Annotated in this window: 21 protein-coding genes and 3 tRNA genes; 8 read left to right on the forward strand and 16 right to left on the reverse strand. The window is 54.7% G+C overall.

Features of this window, described 5'->3' with window-relative positions:
- Positions 1 to 66 precede the first annotated feature (66 nt).
- The 6 genes from V6944_RS01350 to uvrY all read right to left on the reverse strand — a co-directional run bounded on the left by V6944_RS01350 (position 67) and on the right by uvrY (position 3,595).
- Positions 67 to 153: transfer RNA gene (locus V6944_RS01350), tRNA-Leu, on the reverse strand.
- Between the two features lie 11 nt (positions 154 to 164).
- Positions 165 to 238: transfer RNA gene (locus V6944_RS01355), tRNA-Cys, on the reverse strand.
- Between the two features lie 40 nt (positions 239 to 278).
- A tRNA-Gly gene (locus tag V6944_RS01360) sits at positions 279 to 354 on the reverse strand.
- Positions 355 to 505: 151 nt separating this feature from the next.
- On the reverse strand, positions 506 to 1,054 hold the full coding sequence (pgsA, locus tag V6944_RS01365) for a CDP-diacylglycerol--glycerol-3-phosphate 3-phosphatidyltransferase (protein ID WP_333497596.1): 549 nt from the start codon (positions 1,052 to 1,054) through the stop codon (positions 506 to 508).
- 55 nt (positions 1,055 to 1,109) lie between these two features.
- On the reverse strand, positions 1,110 to 2,942 hold the full coding sequence (gene uvrC, locus V6944_RS01370) for an excinuclease ABC subunit UvrC (RefSeq protein WP_333494671.1): 1,833 nt from the start codon (positions 2,940 to 2,942) through the stop codon (positions 1,110 to 1,112).
- Entirely contained in the window at positions 2,939 to 3,595 is a 657-nt protein-coding gene (gene uvrY, locus V6944_RS01375) for a UvrY/SirA/GacA family response regulator transcription factor (RefSeq protein WP_064544562.1), read from the reverse strand. The genes uvrC and uvrY overlap by 4 nt, the downstream gene beginning before the upstream one ends.
- A gap of 457 nt (positions 3,596 to 4,052) precedes the next feature.
- Here uvrY and V6944_RS01380 point away from each other — a divergent pair, with 457 nt between their 5' ends.
- Positions 4,053 to 4,277 carry a DUF2594 family protein gene (locus V6944_RS01380; protein ID WP_333497597.1) on the forward strand — a complete coding sequence of 75 codons (225 nt, stop codon included), beginning with the start codon at positions 4,053 to 4,055 and terminating at the stop codon, positions 4,275 to 4,277.
- Positions 4,278 to 4,346: 69 nt separating this feature from the next.
- Here V6944_RS01380 and sdiA read toward each other — a convergent pair whose 3' ends face one another.
- The 8 genes from sdiA to V6944_RS01420 form a co-directional block, all read right to left on the reverse strand.
- Positions 4,347 to 5,069 (reverse strand): transcriptional regulator SdiA, encoded by a 723-nt coding sequence (gene sdiA, locus V6944_RS01385; RefSeq protein ID WP_333497598.1) that lies wholly within the window; start codon positions 5,067 to 5,069, stop codon positions 4,347 to 4,349.
- 321 nt (positions 5,070 to 5,390) lie between these two features.
- Positions 5,391 to 6,143, reverse strand: a complete 753-nt coding sequence (tcyN, locus tag V6944_RS01390; protein ID WP_333497599.1) for an L-cystine ABC transporter ATP-binding protein TcyN — start codon at positions 6,141 to 6,143, stop codon at positions 5,391 to 5,393.
- A complete protein-coding gene (tcyL, locus tag V6944_RS01395) occupies positions 6,140 to 6,808 on the reverse strand; it encodes a cystine ABC transporter permease (RefSeq protein ID WP_333497600.1) in 669 nt (222 codons plus the stop codon). The genes tcyN and tcyL overlap by 4 nt, the downstream gene beginning before the upstream one ends.
- Before the next feature lie 13 nt (positions 6,809 to 6,821).
- Positions 6,822 to 7,808 (reverse strand): D-cysteine desulfhydrase, encoded by a 987-nt coding sequence (gene dcyD, locus V6944_RS01400; RefSeq protein WP_333497601.1) that lies wholly within the window; start codon positions 7,806 to 7,808, stop codon positions 6,822 to 6,824.
- Positions 7,809 to 7,889: 81 nt separating this feature from the next.
- Positions 7,890 to 8,690 (reverse strand): cystine ABC transporter substrate-binding protein, encoded by an 801-nt coding sequence (tcyJ, locus tag V6944_RS01405; RefSeq protein ID WP_185669447.1) that lies wholly within the window; start codon positions 8,688 to 8,690, stop codon positions 7,890 to 7,892.
- Between the two features lie 86 nt (positions 8,691 to 8,776).
- Positions 8,777 to 9,328 carry a flagella biosynthesis regulatory protein FliZ gene (gene fliZ / locus V6944_RS01410; protein ID WP_333497909.1) on the reverse strand — a complete coding sequence of 184 codons (552 nt, stop codon included), beginning with the start codon at positions 9,326 to 9,328 and terminating at the stop codon, positions 8,777 to 8,779.
- A gap of 60 nt (positions 9,329 to 9,388) precedes the next feature.
- Positions 9,389 to 10,108 (reverse strand): RNA polymerase sigma factor FliA, encoded by a 720-nt coding sequence (locus V6944_RS01415; protein WP_185669448.1) that lies wholly within the window; start codon positions 10,106 to 10,108, stop codon positions 9,389 to 9,391.
- A 164-nt stretch (positions 10,109 to 10,272) separates the two neighbouring features.
- A complete protein-coding gene (locus V6944_RS01420; protein WP_333497602.1) occupies positions 10,273 to 11,742 on the reverse strand; it encodes a flagellin N-terminal helical domain-containing protein in 1,470 nt (489 codons plus the stop codon).
- 265 nt (positions 11,743 to 12,007) lie between these two features.
- Here V6944_RS01420 and fliD point away from each other — a divergent pair, with 265 nt between their 5' ends.
- Genes fliD through fliT form a run of 3 tightly spaced genes read left to right on the forward strand, consistent with a single transcriptional unit; the run spans position 12,008 to position 14,226 of the window.
- Positions 12,008 to 13,417 (forward strand): flagellar filament capping protein FliD, encoded by a 1,410-nt coding sequence (fliD, locus tag V6944_RS01425; RefSeq protein WP_333497603.1) that lies wholly within the window; start codon positions 12,008 to 12,010, stop codon positions 13,415 to 13,417.
- Positions 13,418 to 13,441: 24 nt separating this feature from the next.
- Positions 13,442 to 13,852 carry a flagellar export chaperone FliS gene (gene fliS / locus V6944_RS01430; RefSeq protein WP_220439305.1) on the forward strand — a complete coding sequence of 137 codons (411 nt, stop codon included), beginning with the start codon at positions 13,442 to 13,444 and terminating at the stop codon, positions 13,850 to 13,852.
- Positions 13,852 to 14,226, forward strand: a complete 375-nt coding sequence (fliT, locus tag V6944_RS01435; RefSeq protein ID WP_333497604.1) for a flagella biosynthesis regulatory protein FliT — start codon at positions 13,852 to 13,854, stop codon at positions 14,224 to 14,226. Before fliS ends, fliT begins: the two co-directional genes overlap by 1 nt.
- A 43-nt stretch (positions 14,227 to 14,269) precedes the next feature.
- Here fliT and yedD read toward each other — a convergent pair whose 3' ends face one another.
- Both yedD and fliE read right to left on the reverse strand, forming a co-directional pair.
- Positions 14,270 to 14,683 carry a lipoprotein YedD gene (gene yedD / locus V6944_RS01440; RefSeq protein WP_333497605.1) on the reverse strand — a complete coding sequence of 138 codons (414 nt, stop codon included), beginning with the start codon at positions 14,681 to 14,683 and terminating at the stop codon, positions 14,270 to 14,272.
- A gap of 222 nt (positions 14,684 to 14,905) precedes the next feature.
- Positions 14,906 to 15,217, reverse strand: coding sequence for a flagellar hook-basal body complex protein FliE (gene fliE / locus V6944_RS01445; RefSeq protein ID WP_333497606.1), 312 nt, complete (start codon positions 15,215 to 15,217; stop codon positions 14,906 to 14,908).
- A gap of 215 nt (positions 15,218 to 15,432) precedes the next feature.
- Between fliE and fliF the strand changes: the two genes are divergently transcribed.
- Genes fliF through fliI form a run of 4 tightly spaced genes read left to right on the forward strand, consistent with a single transcriptional unit; the run spans position 15,433 to position 20,149 of the window.
- Positions 15,433 to 17,100, forward strand: a complete 1,668-nt coding sequence (fliF, locus tag V6944_RS01450; protein WP_333497607.1) for a flagellar basal-body MS-ring/collar protein FliF — start codon at positions 15,433 to 15,435, stop codon at positions 17,098 to 17,100.
- Positions 17,093 to 18,088, forward strand: a complete 996-nt coding sequence (fliG, locus tag V6944_RS01455; RefSeq protein ID WP_333497608.1) for a flagellar motor switch protein FliG — start codon at positions 17,093 to 17,095, stop codon at positions 18,086 to 18,088. The genes fliF and fliG overlap by 8 nt, the downstream gene beginning before the upstream one ends.
- Positions 18,081 to 18,779: a flagellar assembly protein FliH gene (gene fliH / locus V6944_RS01460; protein WP_333494663.1), complete on the forward strand. Its 699-nt coding sequence runs from the start codon at positions 18,081 to 18,083 to the stop codon at positions 18,777 to 18,779. Before fliG ends, fliH begins: the two co-directional genes overlap by 8 nt.
- Positions 18,779 to 20,149, forward strand: coding sequence for a flagellar protein export ATPase FliI (gene fliI / locus V6944_RS01465; protein ID WP_185669491.1), 1,371 nt, complete (start codon positions 18,779 to 18,781; stop codon positions 20,147 to 20,149). Before fliH ends, fliI begins: the two co-directional genes overlap by 1 nt.
- Positions 20,150 to 20,153: the final 4 nt, after the last annotated feature.

Below are 20,153 nucleotides of genomic sequence, written 5' to 3' on the forward strand. Positions count from 1 at the left end.
ACAAAAAAACCACCCGTAGGTGGTTTCACGACACTGCTTATCATTGATTTTATTCTTGTTTTCCCATGGTAGCCGGAGTGGGACTTGAACCCACACAGCGCGAACGCCGAGGGATTTTAAATCCCTTGTGTCTACCGATTCCACCATCCGGCCAGGGAAAAAAGTGGAGGCGCGTTCCGGAGTCGAACCGGACTAGACGGATTTGCAATCCGCTACATAACCGCTTTGCTAACGCGCCTTTGATGCTTAAACATCCGCTAATGCCGATGCTTTTAATTTGGAGCGGGAAACGAGACTCGAACTCGCGACCCCGACCTTGGCAAGGTCGTGCTCTACCAACTGAGCTATTCCCGCATTATCAAGTTGATTTGCTAACCACTTGATTTTGCTATCGTCTGGCAATCAGTGCTGCCGTTCGATGCGTTGCATTCTACTTATCTGACGCGGTGAGTCAACGGTATTTTTCGCAACTTTGAATCGTTTGCTGAAAATTACACCGAAACGATCACTCTTGAAGCAAATCACCGCGCGCCGCGTTCAAATATTGCAGCATTGACCACAATGTCAGCACCGCCGCGACCATGAATAACGCGATACCGGCCCACTCAACCCAGATATTTGGACGCCACAGCATCCAGACCAGTGCAGCCATCTGTGCCGTGGTTTTAACTTTACCAATCCAGGAGACGGCCACGCTGCTGCGTTTACCCAACTCCGCCATCCACTCGCGCAGCGCGGAGATGATAATTTCACGGGCAATCATGGTCGCTGCTGGCAGCGTCACCCACCAGGTGTGGTAGTGTTCTGCTACCAGCACCATTGCAATCGCCACCATCACTTTATCCGCCACCGGATCGAGGAAGGCACCGAAACGGGTACTTTGGTTCCAGCGACGCGCCAGGTAGCCATCAAACCAGTCGGTTACCGCCGCGATAAAGAAGATAAGCGCACAAACAAAGGGAGCCCAGACGAACGGCAGGTAAAACGCCAGCACGAAAAACGGGATCAGGACGACGCGGAACAACGTGAGCAATGTAGGAATATTATATTGCATGGCGAGGTAACTATCTGTTGTCAGTAAATATTAGCCCTATGTTGCTACAGAGCCCCTAATGTTTCAACGAGTAGAAGATCTTTTCTGCGAGTCCGACCGAGATTCCTGGCACTTTCGCAATATCTTCAATGCTTGCCTGCTGCAAACCTTGTAGCCCGCCCATGTACTTGAGCAGCATCTGACGGCGCTTCGGCCCCACGCCTTCGATGGTCTCCAGCGAACTGGTGCTTTTAACTTTAGCGCGTTTCTTACGGTGCCCGGAAATCGCATGATCGTGCGATTCATCGCGAATATGCTGAATGACGTGCAGCGCCGGTGAGTCCGGTGGCAGGCTGAAGCCCTCGCCTTCCGGCTCGAAGAACAGTGTCTCAAGGCCCGCCTTACGGTCGCTGCCTTTTGCCACGCCCAGTAACAGCGGGTGGTTTTTATCCCACGGCACGTTAAGCTCAGCAAATACCGCTTTTGCCTGCCCCAGTTGCCCTTTCCCACCATCAATCAGGATAACGTCAGGAATTTTGCTGTCATCGATGGCTTTACCATAACGGCGACGCAGCACCTGGTTCATCGCGGCGTAGTCATCGCCCGGCGTAATGCCGGTAATATTGTAACGGCGGTACTCGGCACGCAGCGGACCGTTGGCATCAAATACCACGCATGAGGCAACGGTCTGCTCCCCCATGGTGTGGCTGATATCAAAACACTCCATGCGCTTGATAGCCGGTAATTTTAGCTCGGCGGAGAGCGCCTGCAGACGTTGATGGACGGTCGATTGTTGAGATAGCTTAGTCGATAGCGCCGTCACCGCATTGGTGCGTGCCAGTTTCAGATAGCGCGCACGGTCACCGCGTGGCTTGGTTTGCACCTGAATGCGACGCCCCGCCAGCTCGGATAATGAATCGGCCAGCAGCGTTTTGTCTTTCAGCGTAAAGTCGAGCAGGATCTCACCTGGCAGCGTACGCATCTGGCTGCCCTGGAAATAGAACTGGCCGACGAAGGTTTCCACCACTTCGCCCAGCTCGGTATCGCTCGGGACTTTCGGGAAATAGCTTCGACTGCCCAGCACTTTCCCCTGGCGGATAAACAGCACGTGCACGCAGGCCATACCCGCTTCAAACGCCACGCCAATCACGTCAAGGTCGTCGCCGTTGTTGGAGACGAACTGTTTTTCTGTCACGCGACGGACGGCCTGAATTTGATCGCGAATACGCGCGGCCTCTTCAAACGCCAGCGCCTGACTCGCTTTCTCCATCCGCGCGATCAGCTGGGTCAGCACCTGGTCGTCCTTTCCGGCGAGGAACAGACGCACGTAGTCAACCTGCTGAGCGTACTCTTCTTCACTCACCAACCCTTTCACGCACGGCCCCAGGCAGCGACCAATCTGGTACTGCAGGCATGGACGAGAGCGGTTACGGTAGACGCTGTTTTCACACTGACGAATCGGGAAGATCTTTTGCAGTAGCGCCAGCGTTTCCCTCACCGCATAGCCGTTAGGGAACGGCCCGAAGTACTCCCCTTTCGCGTGTTTTGCGCCGCGATGGGTCGCCAGACGCGGATGCGCATCGCCGCTCAGGAAGATAAAGGGATAGGATTTGTCATCGCGCAGCAGAACGTTATAGCGAGGCTGATAAAGCTTGATGTAGTTATGCTCAAGCAGCAGCGCTTCCGTTTCGGTATGGGTGACGGTCACGTCAATCTGCGCTATCTGCGCCACCAGGGCTTCCGTTTTGCGGGAGGCAACCTGAGCGCGGAAATAGCTGGAAAGGCGTTTTTTGAGATCTTTGGCTTTGCCAACGTAAATGACCGTGCCGCCGGCATCATACATACGATAAACGCCAGGCTGGCTGGTTACGGTTTTCAGAAAGGCTTTTGAATCAAAAACATCACTCACTGACTTGCTAACGACTCCGCATTGCACAGGCCATGGCGAATTGCCAGGTGCGTCAGTTCAACGTCACCGTGTATGTTTAATTTGCTAAACATACGATAGCGGTAGCTGTTGACCGTCTTAGGGCTCAGATTCAACTGTTCTGAGATCTCATTCACCTTCTGACCTTTAGTGATCATCAGCATAATCTGCAATTCACGTTCAGACAAACTGGAGAACGGGGACTCGGTCTTTTCCGGCTCAATCTGGCTCAACGCCATTTGCTGGGCGATGTCTGAGGCAATATAACGCTGCCCGGAGAAGACAGAACGAATCGCATTGACCACCTCTTGCGGGGCAGCACCTTTGCTCAGATAACCCGCAGCGCCGGCCTGCATCACCTTCGCGGGAAGTGGGTTTTCCGTGTGTACGGTTAACATGATGACTTTGGTGTCGACGGCAGAGCGCGCAATCTTACGCGTGGCTTCCAGGCCACCGATGCCCGGCATATTCATGTCCATCAGCACAACATCGACCGGGTTAGCGCGGCACCATTTCACCGCATCTTCCCCGCAGTTGGCTTCGCCGGTCACTCTAATACCTTTTATATCTTCGAGAATGCGTCGTATCCCTGCGCGCACCAGTTCGTGGTCATCAACAAGAAGGACGTTGATCAAAGGAATAATCTCCAGAATAGGGATAACGCTACTACTTCTTAATTTACCCATACTACCGGGTTTTATATCAACTGTGAAAGTCTAAAAATGCCAGAGCACCGATTTCGATCTCGTTTTTGGAAATATTCGTGTACAGGCACTGGAAAGACCTAAAAAACAATAAGATGCCAGACACAAAAGTCAGTATGCGGACAACAATAAGCCGAGTAAACAGGCGCTTTGTCGTATATTTGATAAATAGCCCTTATAATATGTAACAACAATTAACGACGAAGGAACCATATTTAAACAATTCAGGGCTAACTGTCTGTCTTCTCACCGCTAAATAATAATGAATAACAGATCTGAGCTGCGCGCAAAAAACAGGCACTCCTTTTTTTCCTCTCGCTTGTGGTATACTGCGCCGCTTTCATAATCCGGATCGCGCATAATGCGCAGAAATTGTACGAGGCAATAAATGAGCACACCTGATTTTTCTACCGCTGAAAATAATCAAAATCTAGCCCAGGAACTTTCCTGCCTGAAGGCAATGCTGACGCTGATGCTGCAGGCAATGGGGCAGGCAGACGCGGGGCGTGTGATTCTTAAAATGGAAAAACAAATTGCGCAGTTAGAAGATGAAGCTCAGGCTGCCGTATTTTCCAGCACCGTTAAGCAAATTAAACAAGCTTATCGCCAGTAATCTTAAACCGGCTGAAGCATCGCTGCTTACAGCCGGTTTGCCGTCTGGCACGCAGAACGCGCGAACGAGTCAGATCAATCCAATCGCCGCCGCATAGCAGGCAATCTGCGTTTTGTTAGGCGCATTAAATTTCTTCTGCATGTTCTTCTGATGGAAGTTTACGGTATTCTCGGAAATAGACAGAATCATCGAAATCTCCGCTGATGTTTTACCTTCCGCCGTCCATTTCAGAATTTCTAATTCCCGTTTACTGAATTTCATTTCCCGCGGCATCACCATTTCGTCTTCGACGCGTAATAATGCCAGCAGACTCATCTCCAATAATATTTGCAACCGCATCGCCATTTCGTCTTCTGCGAGCGGCTGACGCGCCACGCGCGTGCGCGATACCGACAGGAAGCCGTGAGCGTGGTTTGGCAACATCAGACACTGGGTTGCTCCGGTTTGCAGACCGTGCTGGCGAGCGGCGAGCCACAACTCTTGCGCATCGCTAAATAACTCATCGTTCCAGCGCAGGTGGCCCAGCGCGAAGTTATCCGGTTTCAGCACCGGATCGATAGCCATATAATTCGCAGACTTATAGTGACTCATCCAGGCGTCGGGATAAGTGGTGTACACCGAGATGCGAGGCCGTGTGAAAGGCACCGGATGGCGCACGCACAGTGCGAAGAAGTCATATTCCAGATATTCGGTTTGCTGCTGTAAGAGCGCATATATCTGATCGCTTGCTGTAGCCGCCTGGAAAATTTGCAGCATTTCCCGCCGCCAACTGAAAAAATCATCGTCTCTCATAACTACGAGAAACCCCCTGATCAATAATCATTTTTATGAATACAGAAAACTAACACATAAATCTTATTTATATGTATAAAATATCACGCTTCGGCAAAATAATCTGAATTCCCCCTATTTTTGCAACGTATCCCGTGGAAGTACTGCTAATAGGGCTTTTGGCTATGATGGGGGGGATATAAAATCTACCTATTAATTAGGCACACTTAAGTAAAATTTTTCATTAAAAGACCACAAATAACCCCCGTTCATTATTTGCGACGAGAAATAAGTGACTCACGGACGCACACCGGTTTATTGCCGGGCGCGTCCGAGCCGTCATTACTGCATGAGGAATTTTTCCAGGAATTGGCGGGTTCGAGCCTGCTGTGGGTTCGCAAACAGCGCCTTCGCCTCTCCTTGTTCAACCACGCGGCCCTGATCCATAAAGATGGCGCGGTCGGCAACGTCGCGGGCAAAGCTCATTTCGTGAGTGACGATAACCATCGTGCGTTTCTCTTCGGCCAGTGCGCGAATGGTGTTTAGTACCTCCCCCACTAGCTCTGGATCCAAAGCAGAGGTCGGCTCATCGAAAAGGATCACGTCCGGGCGCATCGCCAGCGCGCGCGCAATCGCCACTCGCTGCTGCTGGCCGCCAGAGAGGCGGCGCGGGTAGCTCTGCTCTTTTCCCGACAACCCCACCTTACCAAGCAGCTCACGCGCTCTGGCGGTGGCTTCAGCTTTATCTTCGCCTTTGACAATCACCGGCCCTTCAATGATGTTCTCCAGCACCGTGCGGTGCGGAAACAGGTTGAAGTTCTGGAATACAAAGCCGACGTGCTGGCGCAGGCGGCGGATCAGCCCTTTCTGTTGACTGAGCGGACGCGCGGTGTCGATGGTCATATCACCGACGCGAATGGTGCCGCTTTCCGGCACTTCCAGCAGGTTAATGCTGCGCAAAAGCGTGGTTTTCCCCGAGCCGCTCGGCCCGATGATCGCCACCACTTCCCCCTCTTTCACTTCCAGATCGATTCCGTGCAGCACCGTTTGCCCGTGGAATTTCTTCACCAGGTTTTTGACTTCAATTGCGCTCATTTCGGATCTCGCTCCTGGCGGTTAAGCTGGTTTTCAAAATAGTTCTGCAGCGCCGACAGCACCGTCGCCATCACCCAGTAAATCAGCGATGCGGCCAGATACATGGTGAACACTTCCAGCGTACGGGAGGTAATCAGCTGCGCCTGGCGGAACAGTTCCGGCACCTGAATGGTCGCCGCCAGCGAGGTGTCCTTCACCAGGCTGATAAAGCTGTTCGACAGCGGCGGCAGCGCCACCCGTGCCGCCTGCGGCAGAATCGCGCGGCGCATGGTTTGCCACGGCGTCATCCCGATACTGGCGGCGGCTTCCCACTGCCCTTTATCGATCGACGAAATCGCCGCACGCAGCGTTTCTGCCGCGTAGGCCGCAGTATTGAGCGACAGGCCAATCATCGCCGACGGGATCGGGTCGAGTTCGATACCAAACTGCGGCAGGCCGTAGTAGATCATAAACAGCTGCGCAATCAGCGGCGTGCCGCGGAAAATCGAGATATAGCAGCGCGCCAGCCAGCGGATGGGACCAAAGGGCGAGAGCCGCATCAGCGCGAGAATAAAGCCGAGAATCAGGCCGAAGAACATCCCGCCGATACTGAGCTGGAGCGTAAAGACCGCGCCTTTGAGCAGATACGGCGCGGAGTCGATAACCAGTTGAATACTTTCTTGCATGAGCGCGTTCTATTTAAATGTGAGGATGATAGGCAAAGAGCGCAGGCGCTCCGCCGGTGTGGATAAACAGAATCGGCCCTTCATCTTTAAAGCGTTTCTGATTAATACCGTCGATAAGCCCGGCCATCGCTTTGCCGGTATAAACCGGGTCAAGCAGAATGCCTTCCAGACGCGCCAGCAGCTTCACCGCTTCCATCCCGTCATCATTAGGAATGCCGTAGGCTGGGGCAAAATAGTCGTCCCACAGCGTAATACCGGCGCTTACCGTCAGCTCAAGGCTGCGTGCCACCTCCTGCTGCAGCGTCACCACTTTCGGCAACTGGTCGGCCACTTTGCGCGAAACGGTCACGCCAATCAATTCAGCGTCAGGCATTACCTGCTCGAGGCCAACGGCCAGGCCCGCGTGGGTTCCCGCACTGCCGGAAGCCACCACCACGGATGAAATCGACACCGCCCCTTCGCACTGCTGGGCAATCTCCAACGCGCTTTCAACGTAGCCCAGCGCGCCCAGTGCATTGGAACCGCCCACCGGGATCACGTACGGGCGAAAACCCTGCGCTTCCAGACGCGTGGCAAGTTCGGCGAGCTGCGCGTTCGGATCGGTCAGCGCATCGCACATCTCCACCTGAGTGTTAAACAGATCCAGCAGCAGGCGGTTGCCGTTACTGAGGTAGTTTTCCGCCGTCGTGCCCATCGGGTTTTCCAGCAGCGCCACGCAGTGCAGGCCGAGCTTGGCTGCCACTGCCGCCGTCTGGCGTACGTGGTTGGACTGAATCGCCCCGGCGGTCACTAACGTGTCTGCCCCTTCGCGCAATGCATCGGCGGCGAGGAACTCCAGCTTACGCAGCTTGTTGCCGCCCATCGCCAGCGGGGTGACGTCGTCGCGTTTGATAAAGATATCGCGGCCGATGTAGTCAGAAAAACGCGGCAGATATTCCAGCGGCGTGGGTGCGCCGATCAATTCGAGGCGCGGAAAGCGGGTTAAATTTTGCAGTGACATAGCATCTCCTTGGTCTTGTTTTTATTATGCGCCTTAAATAAAAAAAGGCGCTCAATCAGCGCCTTTTTTAAAGCATGACGATTATTCTGTCACGTCTGCCCCGAACCATTTTTCCGACAGTGCTTTCAGGCTACCGTCTTTATGCATGGCATCGATGGCGCCATCAACCGCTTTCAGCAGGTCTTCGTTGCCTTTACGCAGCGCCACACCTGATTCCTGACGGGAGAACGCGTCGCCCGCAACGGCCAGCGTATTGTTGGTTTTCTTCACCAGATCCAGCGCCGCCAGACGGTCAACCAGAATCGCGTTGATACGGCCTACACGCAGGTCCTGGTATTTCGTTGGGTCATCGTCATAAGTGCGAATATCCACGCCCTGGACGTTTTTACGCAGCCACTCTTCGTAGTTGGTCCCCAGACCGACACCGACTTTTTTGCCTTTCAGGTCAGCGGCGGTTTTGATGGTGTCTTCGCTGCCCTTTTTCACCAGCGCCTGGATACCGGAGATGGTGTACGGGGTGGAGAAGTCATATTTCTTCTGACGCTCCGGCGAAATGGTGACCTGGTTAATCACCACGTCGATACGTTTTGAGTCCAGCGATGCCAGCATCCCGTCCCATTTGGTCGGTTTGAGGTCAGCCTTCACGCCCAGGTGTTTCGCCAGTTCGTTGGCGAACTCGACTTCAAAACCGGTCAGCTTACCGTCATCGCCCTGGAAACTGAACGGAGGATAAGTGCCCTCCAGGCCAACGCGCAGCGTACCGCGCTCTTTAACCTGGTTTAATAAATTCTCTGCAGCAAACGCCTGCACGCTTGCTCCAGCGACCAGCGCAACGGCCATAGCGCCCATCAGCGCCTGACGACCCAGAAACTTCAGCTTCATTATACCCCCGAAAAGCATCACTTTTTTCGTAGTGTAAGCCGTTCATCATCAATGACAAACAACCATGAGCTACATCTTATTCCAATTTAATATATATCAGAGGTTTCACAGTCTGCGAAATTTTGCTCGCTGTTTAGCGGTAAGTGGCGCTGAAAACGCAGGTACTTACGCAGGGCAATACGATAATTGTTGGTGCTGGTATCCGGTAACCACGCCTCAAGCTTTTCATCTGCATGACGTTCATCCAACAGTGCACGCGGCACGTCATTGTCGACGAAGTGGTTGCCAAGACGACGCAGACGTACGACGTACTCACGTACGGTGCCTGCACTCATGTCGGTTTGTTCGAGGAGGTATTGTTTGAAGCCGATGATATTGAAGAACGCACTCTGCTCCTTGCAGTGCAGATCGCCGCAGAAGCGGCATAACGCGGACCAGGCTTGACGCTCCTGCTGCCAGGCGCTGTCGTCCATTAGCGTATCCAGACGGGAGATGGCGATTTTATTCACGATCACCCCCTGACGCACTAAGGTGATGCGATCGAGCAGCTTATGACAATGGGCGCAATGCGTTTCGCTGTGTTTAAAGTCTTTGAGATAGCGGCTTAATGGCCGTCTTTTTACCTGCATCATTATGATAACTCCGGGTTCTCATTACATAATGCGGCATTTTTGGCGCTAACGTGACGTTACACCAGTCTACGATTTACCCAGTTTAATGCGCAGACGCTTAATGGCCTGGCTGTGCAGTTGGCTGACGCGCGACTCCCCGACTTCCAGAACCGCGCCGATCTCTTTGAGGTTCAGCTCTTCCTGGTAATAGAGAGTTAACACCAACTTCTCACGCTCCGGCAGGGCCTCGATGGCCTCCATCACGCGATGGCGAAGATCGCCTTCCAGTAGTTGATGCAGTGGGTTTTCGTGTTGATTCTCTTCCGTCACCAGCTCGATGCTGTCGCCGTATTCTTCTCGCCATTCATCATAGGAGAAGAGCTGGCTGTTATTGGTATCCAGCAGCACCTGACGGTATTCTTCAATCGCGATCCCCAGCCGCTGCGCGACTTCGGTTTCGGTCGCGTTTCGTCCCAGTTCCTGCTCCAGCTGTCCTAACGTTTGCGCAACTTCACGCGCGTTCCGCCGGACGCTACGCGGCACCCAATCACGGCTGCGTAATTCGTCCAGCATCGCCCCACGGATGCGTTGCACTGCGTAAGTCGTAAATGCCGTACCTTGCAGAGCGTCATAGCGTTCAACTGCGTTCAATAAGCCGATACCGCCCGCCTGGAGCAGATCGTCCAGTTCCACGCTCGCCGGCAAACGCACCTGAAGGCGCAATGCTTCGTGACGCACCAGCGGCACATAGCGTTGCCATAGCGAGTGTTTATCCATTACACCTTCAGCGGTATACATTGAATTCACGATAAACAGCCCTGCATTAATATGAGTTATCGGCACGATTATCCGTTTCTATAGCCGTTTTAATCGATGGAACAGTGGGAGAAATGTGGGGTTATTTGCGGAGTAAGTGAAATTTCAGCAACAAAAAAACCCCGCCGAGGCGGGGTTGGTCAGGTTGAGAGCGATTAGCCCTGCAGCAGAGACAGAACCTGCTGTGGAACCTGGTTCGCTTTAGCCAGCACGGAGTTACCGGCCTGCTGAATGATCTGCGCTTTAGACATGTTGGACACTTCGGTCGCATAGTCGGCGTCCTGAATACGGGACTGCGCTTCAGACAGGTTGGTGGTGGTGTTGTTCAGGTTGGTTACCGCGGAATCCAGACGGTTCTGAACGGCACCCAGGGAAGAACGGAATTTGTCCACTTGGGCAATTGCTTGATCCAGTTTCTCCAATGGATTCGTCGTTGCGGCTGATGCAATTTGAGTCAATGCAGTGCCATTTTTGAAATCATGTCCACTAACCTGATCAGCGGCATAATTCTTGCCTCCAACATTTACAACTGCTGTTTGCTTATCAACACCGCCAAGAGCAATAGCCCCAGTAGCCATAGTACCTGTAGAGTCAGTATATTTAACAGTATTTACATCAACAGTTGTATTGTCTGCACCGTTGTAATCAGTCTGATATAACTTACCGTTGTAGGAGATCGCGTAACCAGCATCTGAAGCATTACCTTGGGAATCTGTAGCAGTCACTTTTACTAATGATGTATTACCCGCTGCAGCACCAGTAATTCCAGCAGCAACAAGAGTAGCTGCTGCAGTCGCCGTATTAATAACCGTACCAGTCTGATACTCTGTAACAGCACGTGCACCAGTTGGAATGCTACCCGCAGCAACCCCAACAGTTGCTACGCCAGCACTTGTTACGGTAACTTCGTGCACACCATCATCACTAGTATTCGTTGAGCCACTAACAGTAGTATAGTATTTACCAGTAGCATCATCGAAAGACAGAGGAGTACCTGTCGCGCTTCCGCCGAGACTGGAAACGTTAACAGTGCCAATAGTCGTGCCAGAATCGGAAAAAGTATTTTTAATGGTTGCAGTTGTAAGACTAGAAGCAGCTTGTACGTTAAAACCAGAAAGACCTAGTGTAGATGAATCGATTTTTTGCAAATTGATGTCAATAGTCTGCCCATCGTTGGCACCAACCTGAATAGACATAGTGCCGTTTTTAGCGAGCACATTCACGCCGTTGAACTGGGTTTGGCCAGAAACGCGGTCAATTTCTGACAGACGGGATTTGATTTCGTCCTGGATGGAAGACAGATCGGAATCGGAGTTAGTACCCGTGGTCGCCTGAACGGTCAGCTCACGAACACGCTGTAAGTTATTGTTGATTTCAGACAGAGCACCTTCGGTGGTCTGTGCAACGGAGATACCGTCGTTGGCGTTACGTGCCGCCTGAGTCAGGCCTTTAATGTTAGAGGTGAAACGGTTAGCAATCGCCTGACCCGCTGCGTCATCCTTCGCGCTGTTGATACGCAAGCCAGAAGACAGACGCTCGATCGAACTGGACAGAGCAGACTGGTTCTTGTTGATGTTGTTCTGAGTGATCAGCGAGAGGCTGTTGGTATTAATGACTTGTGCCATGATTCGTTATCCTATATTTCAAGTCGTTGATTACGTATTGGGTTTTCACCCGTCGGCTCAATCGCCGTCAAAGGTGTTATCGTCTGCCGTAAAACAACCTTTAGAATTATTTTTACCAACCCCCTCTTTTTTTTAGCCGCCGAAATACTCTTTTCTGTTGCCCTTATTCTCGCCATTAAAAAAAAACAATTAAGCGTAAACTTTGACGCATTCAGGCCGATAACCCAGACATTCATTCTACGTGTCGACACATTAAGGAATAAAAATGGCAAGCATTTCTTCATTGGGGATCGGGTCCGGCCTGAAGCTGGGCGACATTCTGGATAGCCTGACCGCAGCTGAAAAAGCCACGTTAACGCCTATTACCAAACAGCAAAGCTCTTACTCCGCTAAACTCAGCGGCTACGGCACGTTGAAAAGCTCGCTGGAGGCGTTCCAGACCGCCAACACCGCGCTGTCTAAAGCGGACCTGTTTACCGCCACCACAACGGCCAGCACCACTACCGCCTTTAGCGCCACCACCACCGGCAACGCCATTGCGGGTAAATACACCATTAGCGTGACCCAGCTGGCGCAGGCGCAAACGCTGACCACCAGTAAAACGCAGGCCGACAGCAAAACAGCCATCGCCACCAGCGACAGCGTCCTGACGATTCAACAGGGCGGCGACAAAAAACCGGTGACCATTGATATCAGCGCGGCAAACTCCTCGTTAGCCGGGATCCGCGATGCCATCAACAACGCCAAAGCGGGCGTCAGCGCCAGTATTATTAACGTCGGCGGGGCCTATCGCCTGTCGGTGACCTCGAATGACACCGGCAAAGATAACGCCATGACGCTCAGCGTCAGCGGCGACAGCGCGCTACAAAGCTTTATGGGCTATAACGGCGTCAAAGGCGGTGACGGCAACGGGATGACCGAGAGCGTGACGGCGCAAAACGCCAAGCTTACGGTGAACAACGTTGCGATTGAAAACAGCAGCAACACCATCAGCGATGCGCTGGAAGACATTACGCTGAACCTCAATGATACGACTACCGGCAACCAGACGCTGACCATCACCCAGGATACGACGAAAGCGCAAGCGGCGGTAAAAGCGTGGGTGACGGCCTATAACGCCCTGCAGGATACCTTCAGCAGCCTGACCAAATACACCGCGGTTGATCCTGGCTCCGACAGCCAAAGCACCAACAACGGCGCGTTGATTGGCGACACCACGCTGCGCACCATTCAGACCCAGCTCAAGAGCGCGCTGAGCAATACGCTAAGTTCTTCTACTTACAAAACGCTGGCCCAGATTGGTGTCACTTCTGACCCAAGTACCGGCCAACTGGAAGTCGATGACGACAAACTCAGCGCCGCGCTGAAAAAAGATTCCTCCGCCGTTGGCACCCTGATCGTCGGCGACGGTAAAAAAACCGGCATCACCACCACCATCGGCAGCAACCTGACCAGCTGGCTTTCCAGCACCGGGATCATTCAGGCGGCCAAAGATGGCGTCAGCAAAACGCTGAACAAACTGACCAAAGACTATAACGCCGCCAGCGATCTGATCGATCAGAAGGTCGCCCGTTATAAAGACCAATTTACCCAACTGGACGTGCTGATGACCTCGTTAAATAACACCAGCAGCTATTTAACGCAGCAGTTCGAATCCACCAGCAGTTCCAAGTAATCATTCTTAACCAGGAGAGACATCATGTACGGGGCAAAAGGTACGCAGGCCTACGCACAGATTGGAGTAGAAAGCGCAGTGATGAGCGCCAGCCAACAGCAGCTTGTCAGCATGCTGTTCGACGGCGCACTCAGCGCGCTGATCCGCGCCCGCCTGTTTATGCAGGACGGTAATCTGCAGGGGAAAGGGCTTTCCTTGTCGAAGGCAATCAACATCATCGAAAACGGCCTGAAAATCGGTCTGGATGAAGAGAGCCGCGATGAACTGACGCAGAATCTGTTATCGCTCTACGCCTATATGGTGAGACGACTTCTGCAGGCTAATCTGCACAACGACACGGGCGCCGTTGAAGAGGTGGAAAATCTCATGCGCAATATCGCCGATGCCTGGAAGGAATCCCTCCTTACGCCTAATTTGATTCAGGACGCCGTCTAATGAGCTATGCACCGCACCTTTATCTCGCGTACCAACACCTGGTTGAAAAAAGCAACAGGATGCTACGGCTTGCTACGGAAGGACTGTGGGATGAACTGATTGCCAGTGAAATGGAGTACGTTAATGCGGTGCAAAAGATTGCTCAATTAACCCAGACCAGTGAACCGACCGACCCGGTTCAGGAACAGCTTCGTCCGCTGCTGCGCACGGTACTGGATAATGAAAACACCGTAAAACGTCTGCTACAGGCGCGCATGGATGAGCTAGCCAAACTGGTAGGACAATCGTCGATGCAAAAATCGGTGATGTCGACCTATGGTAAACAGGGGGGCCAGGTGCTGGTACCTCAGGACAATGTCGACCTGAACCATTAACAGGGTTCGCTCCGGCAACGACTCGCGCCGGAGCGACAGCGCCTTACGGCAAGGTGGAGAGCAGCGGCGCTTTGGTCAGCGCAGCCGCGCATTCTACCGTTGGGCGATCGACGCGCTGGAGCGTCATGCCATCATATTTCAACGTATTACTGTCACGCTCCACCGCATAGACATCGAGCTTATTGGTGACGTTATAGACGTCCGCATCGCGCAGCATCAGTTTCCCCGGAACCGCAATCACACGCTGCCACTGACGACAGTCCAGAGTATCGCCGTCACGAGTGACAATCAGGCTGCCCATCGCCTCGGGGCTCACCAGCGCGCTTTGCGGGCCAACCGACTGCCAGTACCCTGCCAGCCCCGCCGGTGCCGGTGCTTTTACCACGGCGGAGTAATCGGTGATCTGCGCACAACCTGCCAGCGTTAACAGCGCCGCCACAATGGCTAATTTTTTCATTATTCGTCCTGTTCCGGGAGAAAAAAACAGAAACATTATAGCGTTAAACCGACTACCGTTTCACGGTAATTGACGATTGGCGTGGGGGTTTTAGCGATGAAAGGAAAAAGTCAGAAAGGGAAATGGCCGTTGTTGGCCGGATAAGCAAAGCGCCATCCGGCATAACCTGAGCACATTGTCGGATGGCGGCATAAACGCCTTATCCGGCCTGCCGATTCAATATTAAACCTGCATCGCCATCACGTCCTGGTAGGCACTCACCAGCTTATTGCGCACCTGTATCCCCATCTGCAGCGAGACCGACGCTTTTTGCAAGTCGGTCATCACATCGTTCAGCGCGATGCCTGGTTCACCCAGCGAAAACTTCTCCGCCTGCGCCTTCGCGCTGTTTTGCGTTTCGCTCACCCGATCCAACGCGGCGTGAAGCTGCCCGGCAAAGCTGATGCTTGGTTGCGTATCCACGCTCTGATTGCGCGCCATCGCCGCCGTTGACTGCAGCTGTGACAGAACACCTTCAATACCCTGAATCGCCATATGAACTCCCGGATTGTATTTAACCTGGGAACGAGCTTACCAGTTTGTCAATAAGATAAAGGCGCTAAATAGCACCATAAAAACGGGTTATTTGGCCCATCAAAAATCCTAAAGGAACAAATAATGGCATAGCTATCTTTATGTGTTCTGACCTGGGAGTCTGCTTTGTTTTCGTTAACGTTTAACGCCATTGATCAGGATCGACGAGGTGTGCAATGAGCGCGAGTGCTACGGCTACGCCACAAAATAAAACCGTAGAGTGGGTCAACCGCCTGCGCGCGAATCCTAAAATTCCACTGATGGTCGTCAGCGCGGCAGCGGTGGCCGTATTGGTGGCGATGGTGCTGTGGGCCAAATCCCCGGACTATCGCACGCTGTTCAGCAACCTGTCCGATCAGGACGGTGGCGCTATCGTCACGCAGTTAACCCAGATGAACGTCCCCTACCGCTTTGCCGATAACGGCGGCGCGCTGGAAGTGCCCGCAGATAAAGTTCACGAACTGCGTCTGCGTCTGGCGCAGATCGGCCTGCCGAAGGGCGGTGCGGTCGGCTTTGAACTGCTCGATCAGGAAAAATTCGGCATCAGCCAGTTCAGCGAGCAGGTGAACTACCAGCGCGCGCTGGAAGGCGAACTGGCTCGTACCATTGAAACCCTCGGCCCGGTGAAAAGCGCCCGCGTGCATTTAGCCATGCCGAAGCCGTCGCTGTTCGTGCGTGAACAAAAATCCCCTTCCGCCTCCATCACCGTCAACCTGGAACCGGGCCGCGCGCTCGATGAAGGCCAGATTTCTGCCGTGGTGCATCTGGTTTCCAGCGCCGTCGCAGGTTTACCGCCGGGTAACGTGACGCTGGTCGATCAGGGTGGTCACCTGCTGACGCAATCCAATACTAACGCCCGCGACCTCAACGATGCGCAGCTGAAATACACCGCCGACGTAGAAGGCCGCGTTCAGCGCCGCATAGAAGCGATTCTGGGGCCGATTGTGGGCAACGGCAACGTCCACGCGCAGGTTACCGCCCAGCTCAACTTCGACAATAAAGAGCAAACCGACGAGCAGTATCGCCCGAACGGCGATGCCAGCCAGGCGGCGGTGCGTTCCCGTCAGGTCAGCGAAAGCGACCAGGTGGGCAGCCCTTATCCGGGCGGCGTACCGGGCGCGTTAGCCAATACGCCAGCCCCTGCGCCTGCCGCACCGATTGCGACGCCGCCTGCCAATCAGGCCAACGGCCAGACCGCCGCGAACCGGACCACCACCACCGGCCCGCGTAATACGCAGCGTAATGAAACCAGCAACTACGAACTTGACCGCACCATCATGCACACCAAAAAGAACGTCGGCGATGTCCAGCGTCTGTCGGTGGCTGTGGTGGTCAACTATCGTAATCTGCCGGACGGTAAACCGCTGCCGCTGACCAGCGATCAGATGAAGCAGATTGAAGATCTCACCCGCGAGGCGATGGGCTTCTCCACCACCCGTGGCGATACCCTGAACGTGGTCAACTCGCCGTTTAACGAAACCGAAGAAAGCGGTGGCGAACTGCCGTTCTGGAAGCAGCAGTCGTTTATCGATCAGCTGTTGTCCGCCGGTCGTTGGTTACTGGTGCTGATTGTCGCCTGGCTGCTGTGGCGTAAAGCCATTAAACCGCAGCTCCAGCGCCGCGAAGCCATCGCGCTGGCAGCCGCCGAACAGACGAAAGTCCGGCAGGAAACGCAGCAAGCCGTTGAGGTTCGCCTCAGCAAAGATGAGCAGACGCAGCAGCGCCGCGCTAACCAGCGCCTGGGGGCTGAGGTCATGAGCCAACGTATCCGCGAAATGTCTGATAACGATCCGCGCGTCGTGGCGCTGGTCATTCGCCAATGGATGAATAACGACCATGAGTAACCTGACCGGAACCGATAAAAGCGTCATTCTGCTGATGACGATTGGCGAAGACCGCGCGGCGGAGGTGTTCAAGCACCTCAGCACCCGTGAAGTACAGCAGCTCAGTACCGCGATGGCGGGCGTGAAACAGATCTCCAATCAGCAGTTGACCGAGGTACTGGCGGAGTTTGAGCAAGAGGCCGAGCAGTTCGCGGCGCTGAGCGTCAACGCCAACGAATATCTGCGTACGGTGCTGGTGAAAGCGCTGGGCGAAGAGCGTGCCGCCAGCCTGCTGGAGGATATTCTCGAAACCCGCGAAACCACCAGCGGCATCGAAACGCTCAACTTTATGGAGCCGCAGAGCGCCGCCGATATTATCCGCGACGAACACCCGCAGATTATCGCCACCATCCTCGTGCACCTCAAACGCGCTCAGGCGGCGGATATTCTGGCGCTGTTCGACGAACGTCTGCGTCACGATGTGATGCTGCGTATCGCCACCTTCGGCGGCGTGCAGCCAGCGGCGCTGGCGGAACTGACCGAAGTGCTGAACAACCTGCTCGACGGCCAGAACCTCAAGCGCAGCAAAATGGGCGGCGTGAGAACGGCGGCCGAAATTATCAACCTGATGAAAACGCAGCAGGAAGAAGCGGTTATCACCGCGGTTCGCGAATTCGACGGCGATCTGGCGCAGAAAATCATCGACGAGATGTTCCTGTTCGAGAATCTGGTCGAGGTCGACGATCGCAGCATCCAGCGCCTGCTGCAGGAAGTGGACTCCGAATCGCTGCTTATTGCCCTCAAAGGCTCCGAGCCGCCGTTGCGCGAGAAGTTCCTGCGCAATATGTCCCAGCGTGCTGCCGACATTCTGCGCGACGACCTGGCCAACCGTGGCCCGGTCCGTCTGTCTCAGGTCGAGAACGAACAGAAAGCCATCCTGCTTATTGTGCGTCGTCTGGCCGAAACCGGCGAGATGGTGATTGGCAGCGGAGACGACACCTATGTCTGATACCACGCCGTGGAAAGTCTGGCAGCCTGACGATCTCTCGCCGCCGATGGAGATGGAGTTTACCCCGCTCTCCCTCGACGAGCCGAGTGAAGAGCAGGAGGAGATCTCCGCCGAACAGCTGCAACAGCAGCAGTTGGCTCAGCTGCAGATTCAGGCCCACGAACAGGGTTACCAGGCCGGGCTGCGTGAAGGTCACGCCGCCGGTCAGCAGCAGGGCTATCAGGAGGGTCTGGCGCAGGGGCTCGAACAGGGCCTGGTGCAGGCCAAACAGGAGCAGGCCCCTATTCACGCCCGGATGCAGCAGTTGGCAAGCGAGTTTCAGCATACGCTGGATACCCTCGACAGCGTGATTGCTTCGCGCCTGATGCAGATGGCGCTGGAAGCGGCGCGACAGATTGTCGGCCAGGTACCGGTGGTGGATAACACCGCGCTGATTAAGCAGATTCAGGCGCTGTTGCAGCAGGAGCCACTGTTCAGCGGCAAGCCGCAGCTGCGCGTTAGCCCGGAAGATTTACCGCGCGTTGAAGAGATGCTCGGCGCCACGCTCAACCTGCACGGCTGGCGGCTGCGCGGCGACCCAACGCTGCACCCTGGCGGCTGCAAAGTCTCCGCTGATGAAGGCGATCTCGATGCCAGCGTAGCCACGCGATGGCAGGAACTGTGCCGCCTGGCGGCACCGGGAGCCTGCTGATGACCGTGCGTCTGACCCGCTGGCTGAATACGCTCGACAATTTCGAAGCGCGCATCGCGCAGCTGCCCGCCGTGCGTCGCTACGGTCGCCTGACCCGCGCCACCGGGCTGGTGCTGGAAGCCACCGGGCTACAGCTACCGCTTGGCGCGACCTGTATTATTGAACGCCAGCAAGGGGCAGAAATGCAGGAAGTGGAGGCCGAAGTGGTCGGCTTCAACGGTCATCGCCTGTTCTTGATGCCCCTCGAAGAGGTGGAAGGCATTCTGCCCGGCGCGCGCGTTTATGCCCGCAATATTGCTGGTGACGGCCTGCAAAGCGGCAAACAGCTACCGCTGGGTCCAGCCCTGCTGGGCCGCGTACTCGACGGCAGTGGTAAACCGCTCGACGGCCTGCCATCTCCCGATACCACCGAAACCGGTGCGCTGATCACCGCACCGTTTAACCCCTTACAGCGCACACCGATTGAGCACGTGCTGGATACCGGCGTACGCCCCATCAACGCCCTGCTCACCGTGGGGCGCGGCCAGCGTATGGGGCTGTTTGCCGGTTCCGGCGTCGGTAAGAGCGTGCTGCTCGGCATGATGGCGCGCTATACCCGCGCCGACGTGATTGTCGTCGGGCTTATCGGCGAACGTGGCCGTGAAGTGAAAGACTTTATCGAGAACATTCTCGGCACCGAAGGCCGCGCACGTTCGGTGGTCATTGCCGCCCCGGCGGATGTCTCTCCCCTGCTGCGTATGCAGGGTGCTGCCTACGCCACCCGCGTGGCGGAAGATTTCCGTGACCGCGGTCAGCACGTTCTGCTGATCATGGATTCCCTGACCCGCTACGCCATGGCGCAGCGTGAAATCGCATTGGCGATCGGCGAACCACCGGCCACCAAAGGCTATCCACCTTCCGTGTTTGCCAAACTGCCTGCGCTGGTCGAACGTGCGGGCAACGGCATCACCGGCGGTGGTTCAATCACTGCGTTTTATACCGTACTGACCGAAGGCGACGATCAGCAGGATCCGATTGCCGACTCCGCGCGCGCGATCCTTGATGGCCATATTGTTCTGTCGCGCCGATTGGCCGAAGCCGGGCACTATCCGGCGATTGATATTGAAGCGTCAATCAGTCGTGCGATGACCGCGCTCATCAGCGAAGAACATTACGCTCGGGTGCGCAACTTTAAGCAGCTGCTCTCGAGCTTCCAGCGTAACCGCGACCTGATTAGCGTCGGCGCGTACGCCAAGGGCAGCGATCCGATGCTCGACAGGGCGATTACGCTCTGGCCGCATCTGGAAGCATTTTTACAGCAAGGCATTCTTGAAAAAGCAGACTGGGAATCGTCAATCCAGGCCCTGGAATTGATCTTCCCATCGTCATAGTGAA

The organism is Kluyvera sp. CHPC 1.2972 (assembly GCF_036759925.1).
Classification (GTDB): Bacteria; Pseudomonadota; Gammaproteobacteria; order Enterobacterales; family Enterobacteriaceae; genus Kluyvera.

Excerpts from the sequence above, each read along its gene's own strand:
- pgsA (WP_333497596.1), bottom strand. The coding sequence starts at position 1,054 with ATGCAATATAATATTCCTACATTGCTCACGTTGTTCCGCGTCGTCCTG.
- V6944_RS01380 (WP_333497597.1), top strand. The coding sequence starts at position 4,053 with ATGAGCACACCTGATTTTTCTACCGCTGAAAATAATCAAAATCTAGCC.
- sdiA (WP_333497598.1), bottom strand. The coding sequence starts at position 5,069 with ATGAGAGACGATGATTTTTTCAGTTGGCGGCGGGAAATGCTGCAAATT.
- tcyN (WP_333497599.1), bottom strand. The coding sequence starts at position 6,143 with ATGAGCGCAATTGAAGTCAAAAACCTGGTGAAGAAATTCCACGGGCAA.
- tcyL (WP_333497600.1), bottom strand. The coding sequence starts at position 6,808 with ATGCAAGAAAGTATTCAACTGGTTATCGACTCCGCGCCGTATCTGCTC.
- dcyD (WP_333497601.1), bottom strand. The coding sequence starts at position 7,808 with ATGTCACTGCAAAATTTAACCCGCTTTCCGCGCCTCGAATTGATCGGC.
- tcyJ (WP_185669447.1), bottom strand. The coding sequence starts at position 8,690 with ATGAAGCTGAAGTTTCTGGGTCGTCAGGCGCTGATGGGCGCTATGGCC.
- V6944_RS01420 (WP_333497602.1), bottom strand. The coding sequence starts at position 11,742 with ATGGCACAAGTCATTAATACCAACAGCCTCTCGCTGATCACTCAGAAC.
- fliD (WP_333497603.1), top strand. The coding sequence starts at position 12,008 with ATGGCAAGCATTTCTTCATTGGGGATCGGGTCCGGCCTGAAGCTGGGC.
- fliS (WP_220439305.1), top strand. The coding sequence starts at position 13,442 with ATGTACGGGGCAAAAGGTACGCAGGCCTACGCACAGATTGGAGTAGAA.
- fliT (WP_333497604.1), top strand. The coding sequence starts at position 13,852 with ATGAGCTATGCACCGCACCTTTATCTCGCGTACCAACACCTGGTTGAA.
- yedD (WP_333497605.1), bottom strand. The coding sequence starts at position 14,683 with ATGAAAAAATTAGCCATTGTGGCGGCGCTGTTAACGCTGGCAGGTTGT.
- fliE (WP_333497606.1), bottom strand. The coding sequence starts at position 15,217 with ATGGCGATTCAGGGTATTGAAGGTGTTCTGTCACAGCTGCAGTCAACG.
- fliF (WP_333497607.1), top strand. The coding sequence starts at position 15,433 with ATGAGCGCGAGTGCTACGGCTACGCCACAAAATAAAACCGTAGAGTGG.
- fliG (WP_333497608.1), top strand. The coding sequence starts at position 17,093 with ATGAGTAACCTGACCGGAACCGATAAAAGCGTCATTCTGCTGATGACG.
- fliH (WP_333494663.1), top strand. The coding sequence starts at position 18,081 with ATGTCTGATACCACGCCGTGGAAAGTCTGGCAGCCTGACGATCTCTCG.
- fliI (WP_185669491.1), top strand. The coding sequence starts at position 18,779 with ATGACCGTGCGTCTGACCCGCTGGCTGAATACGCTCGACAATTTCGAA.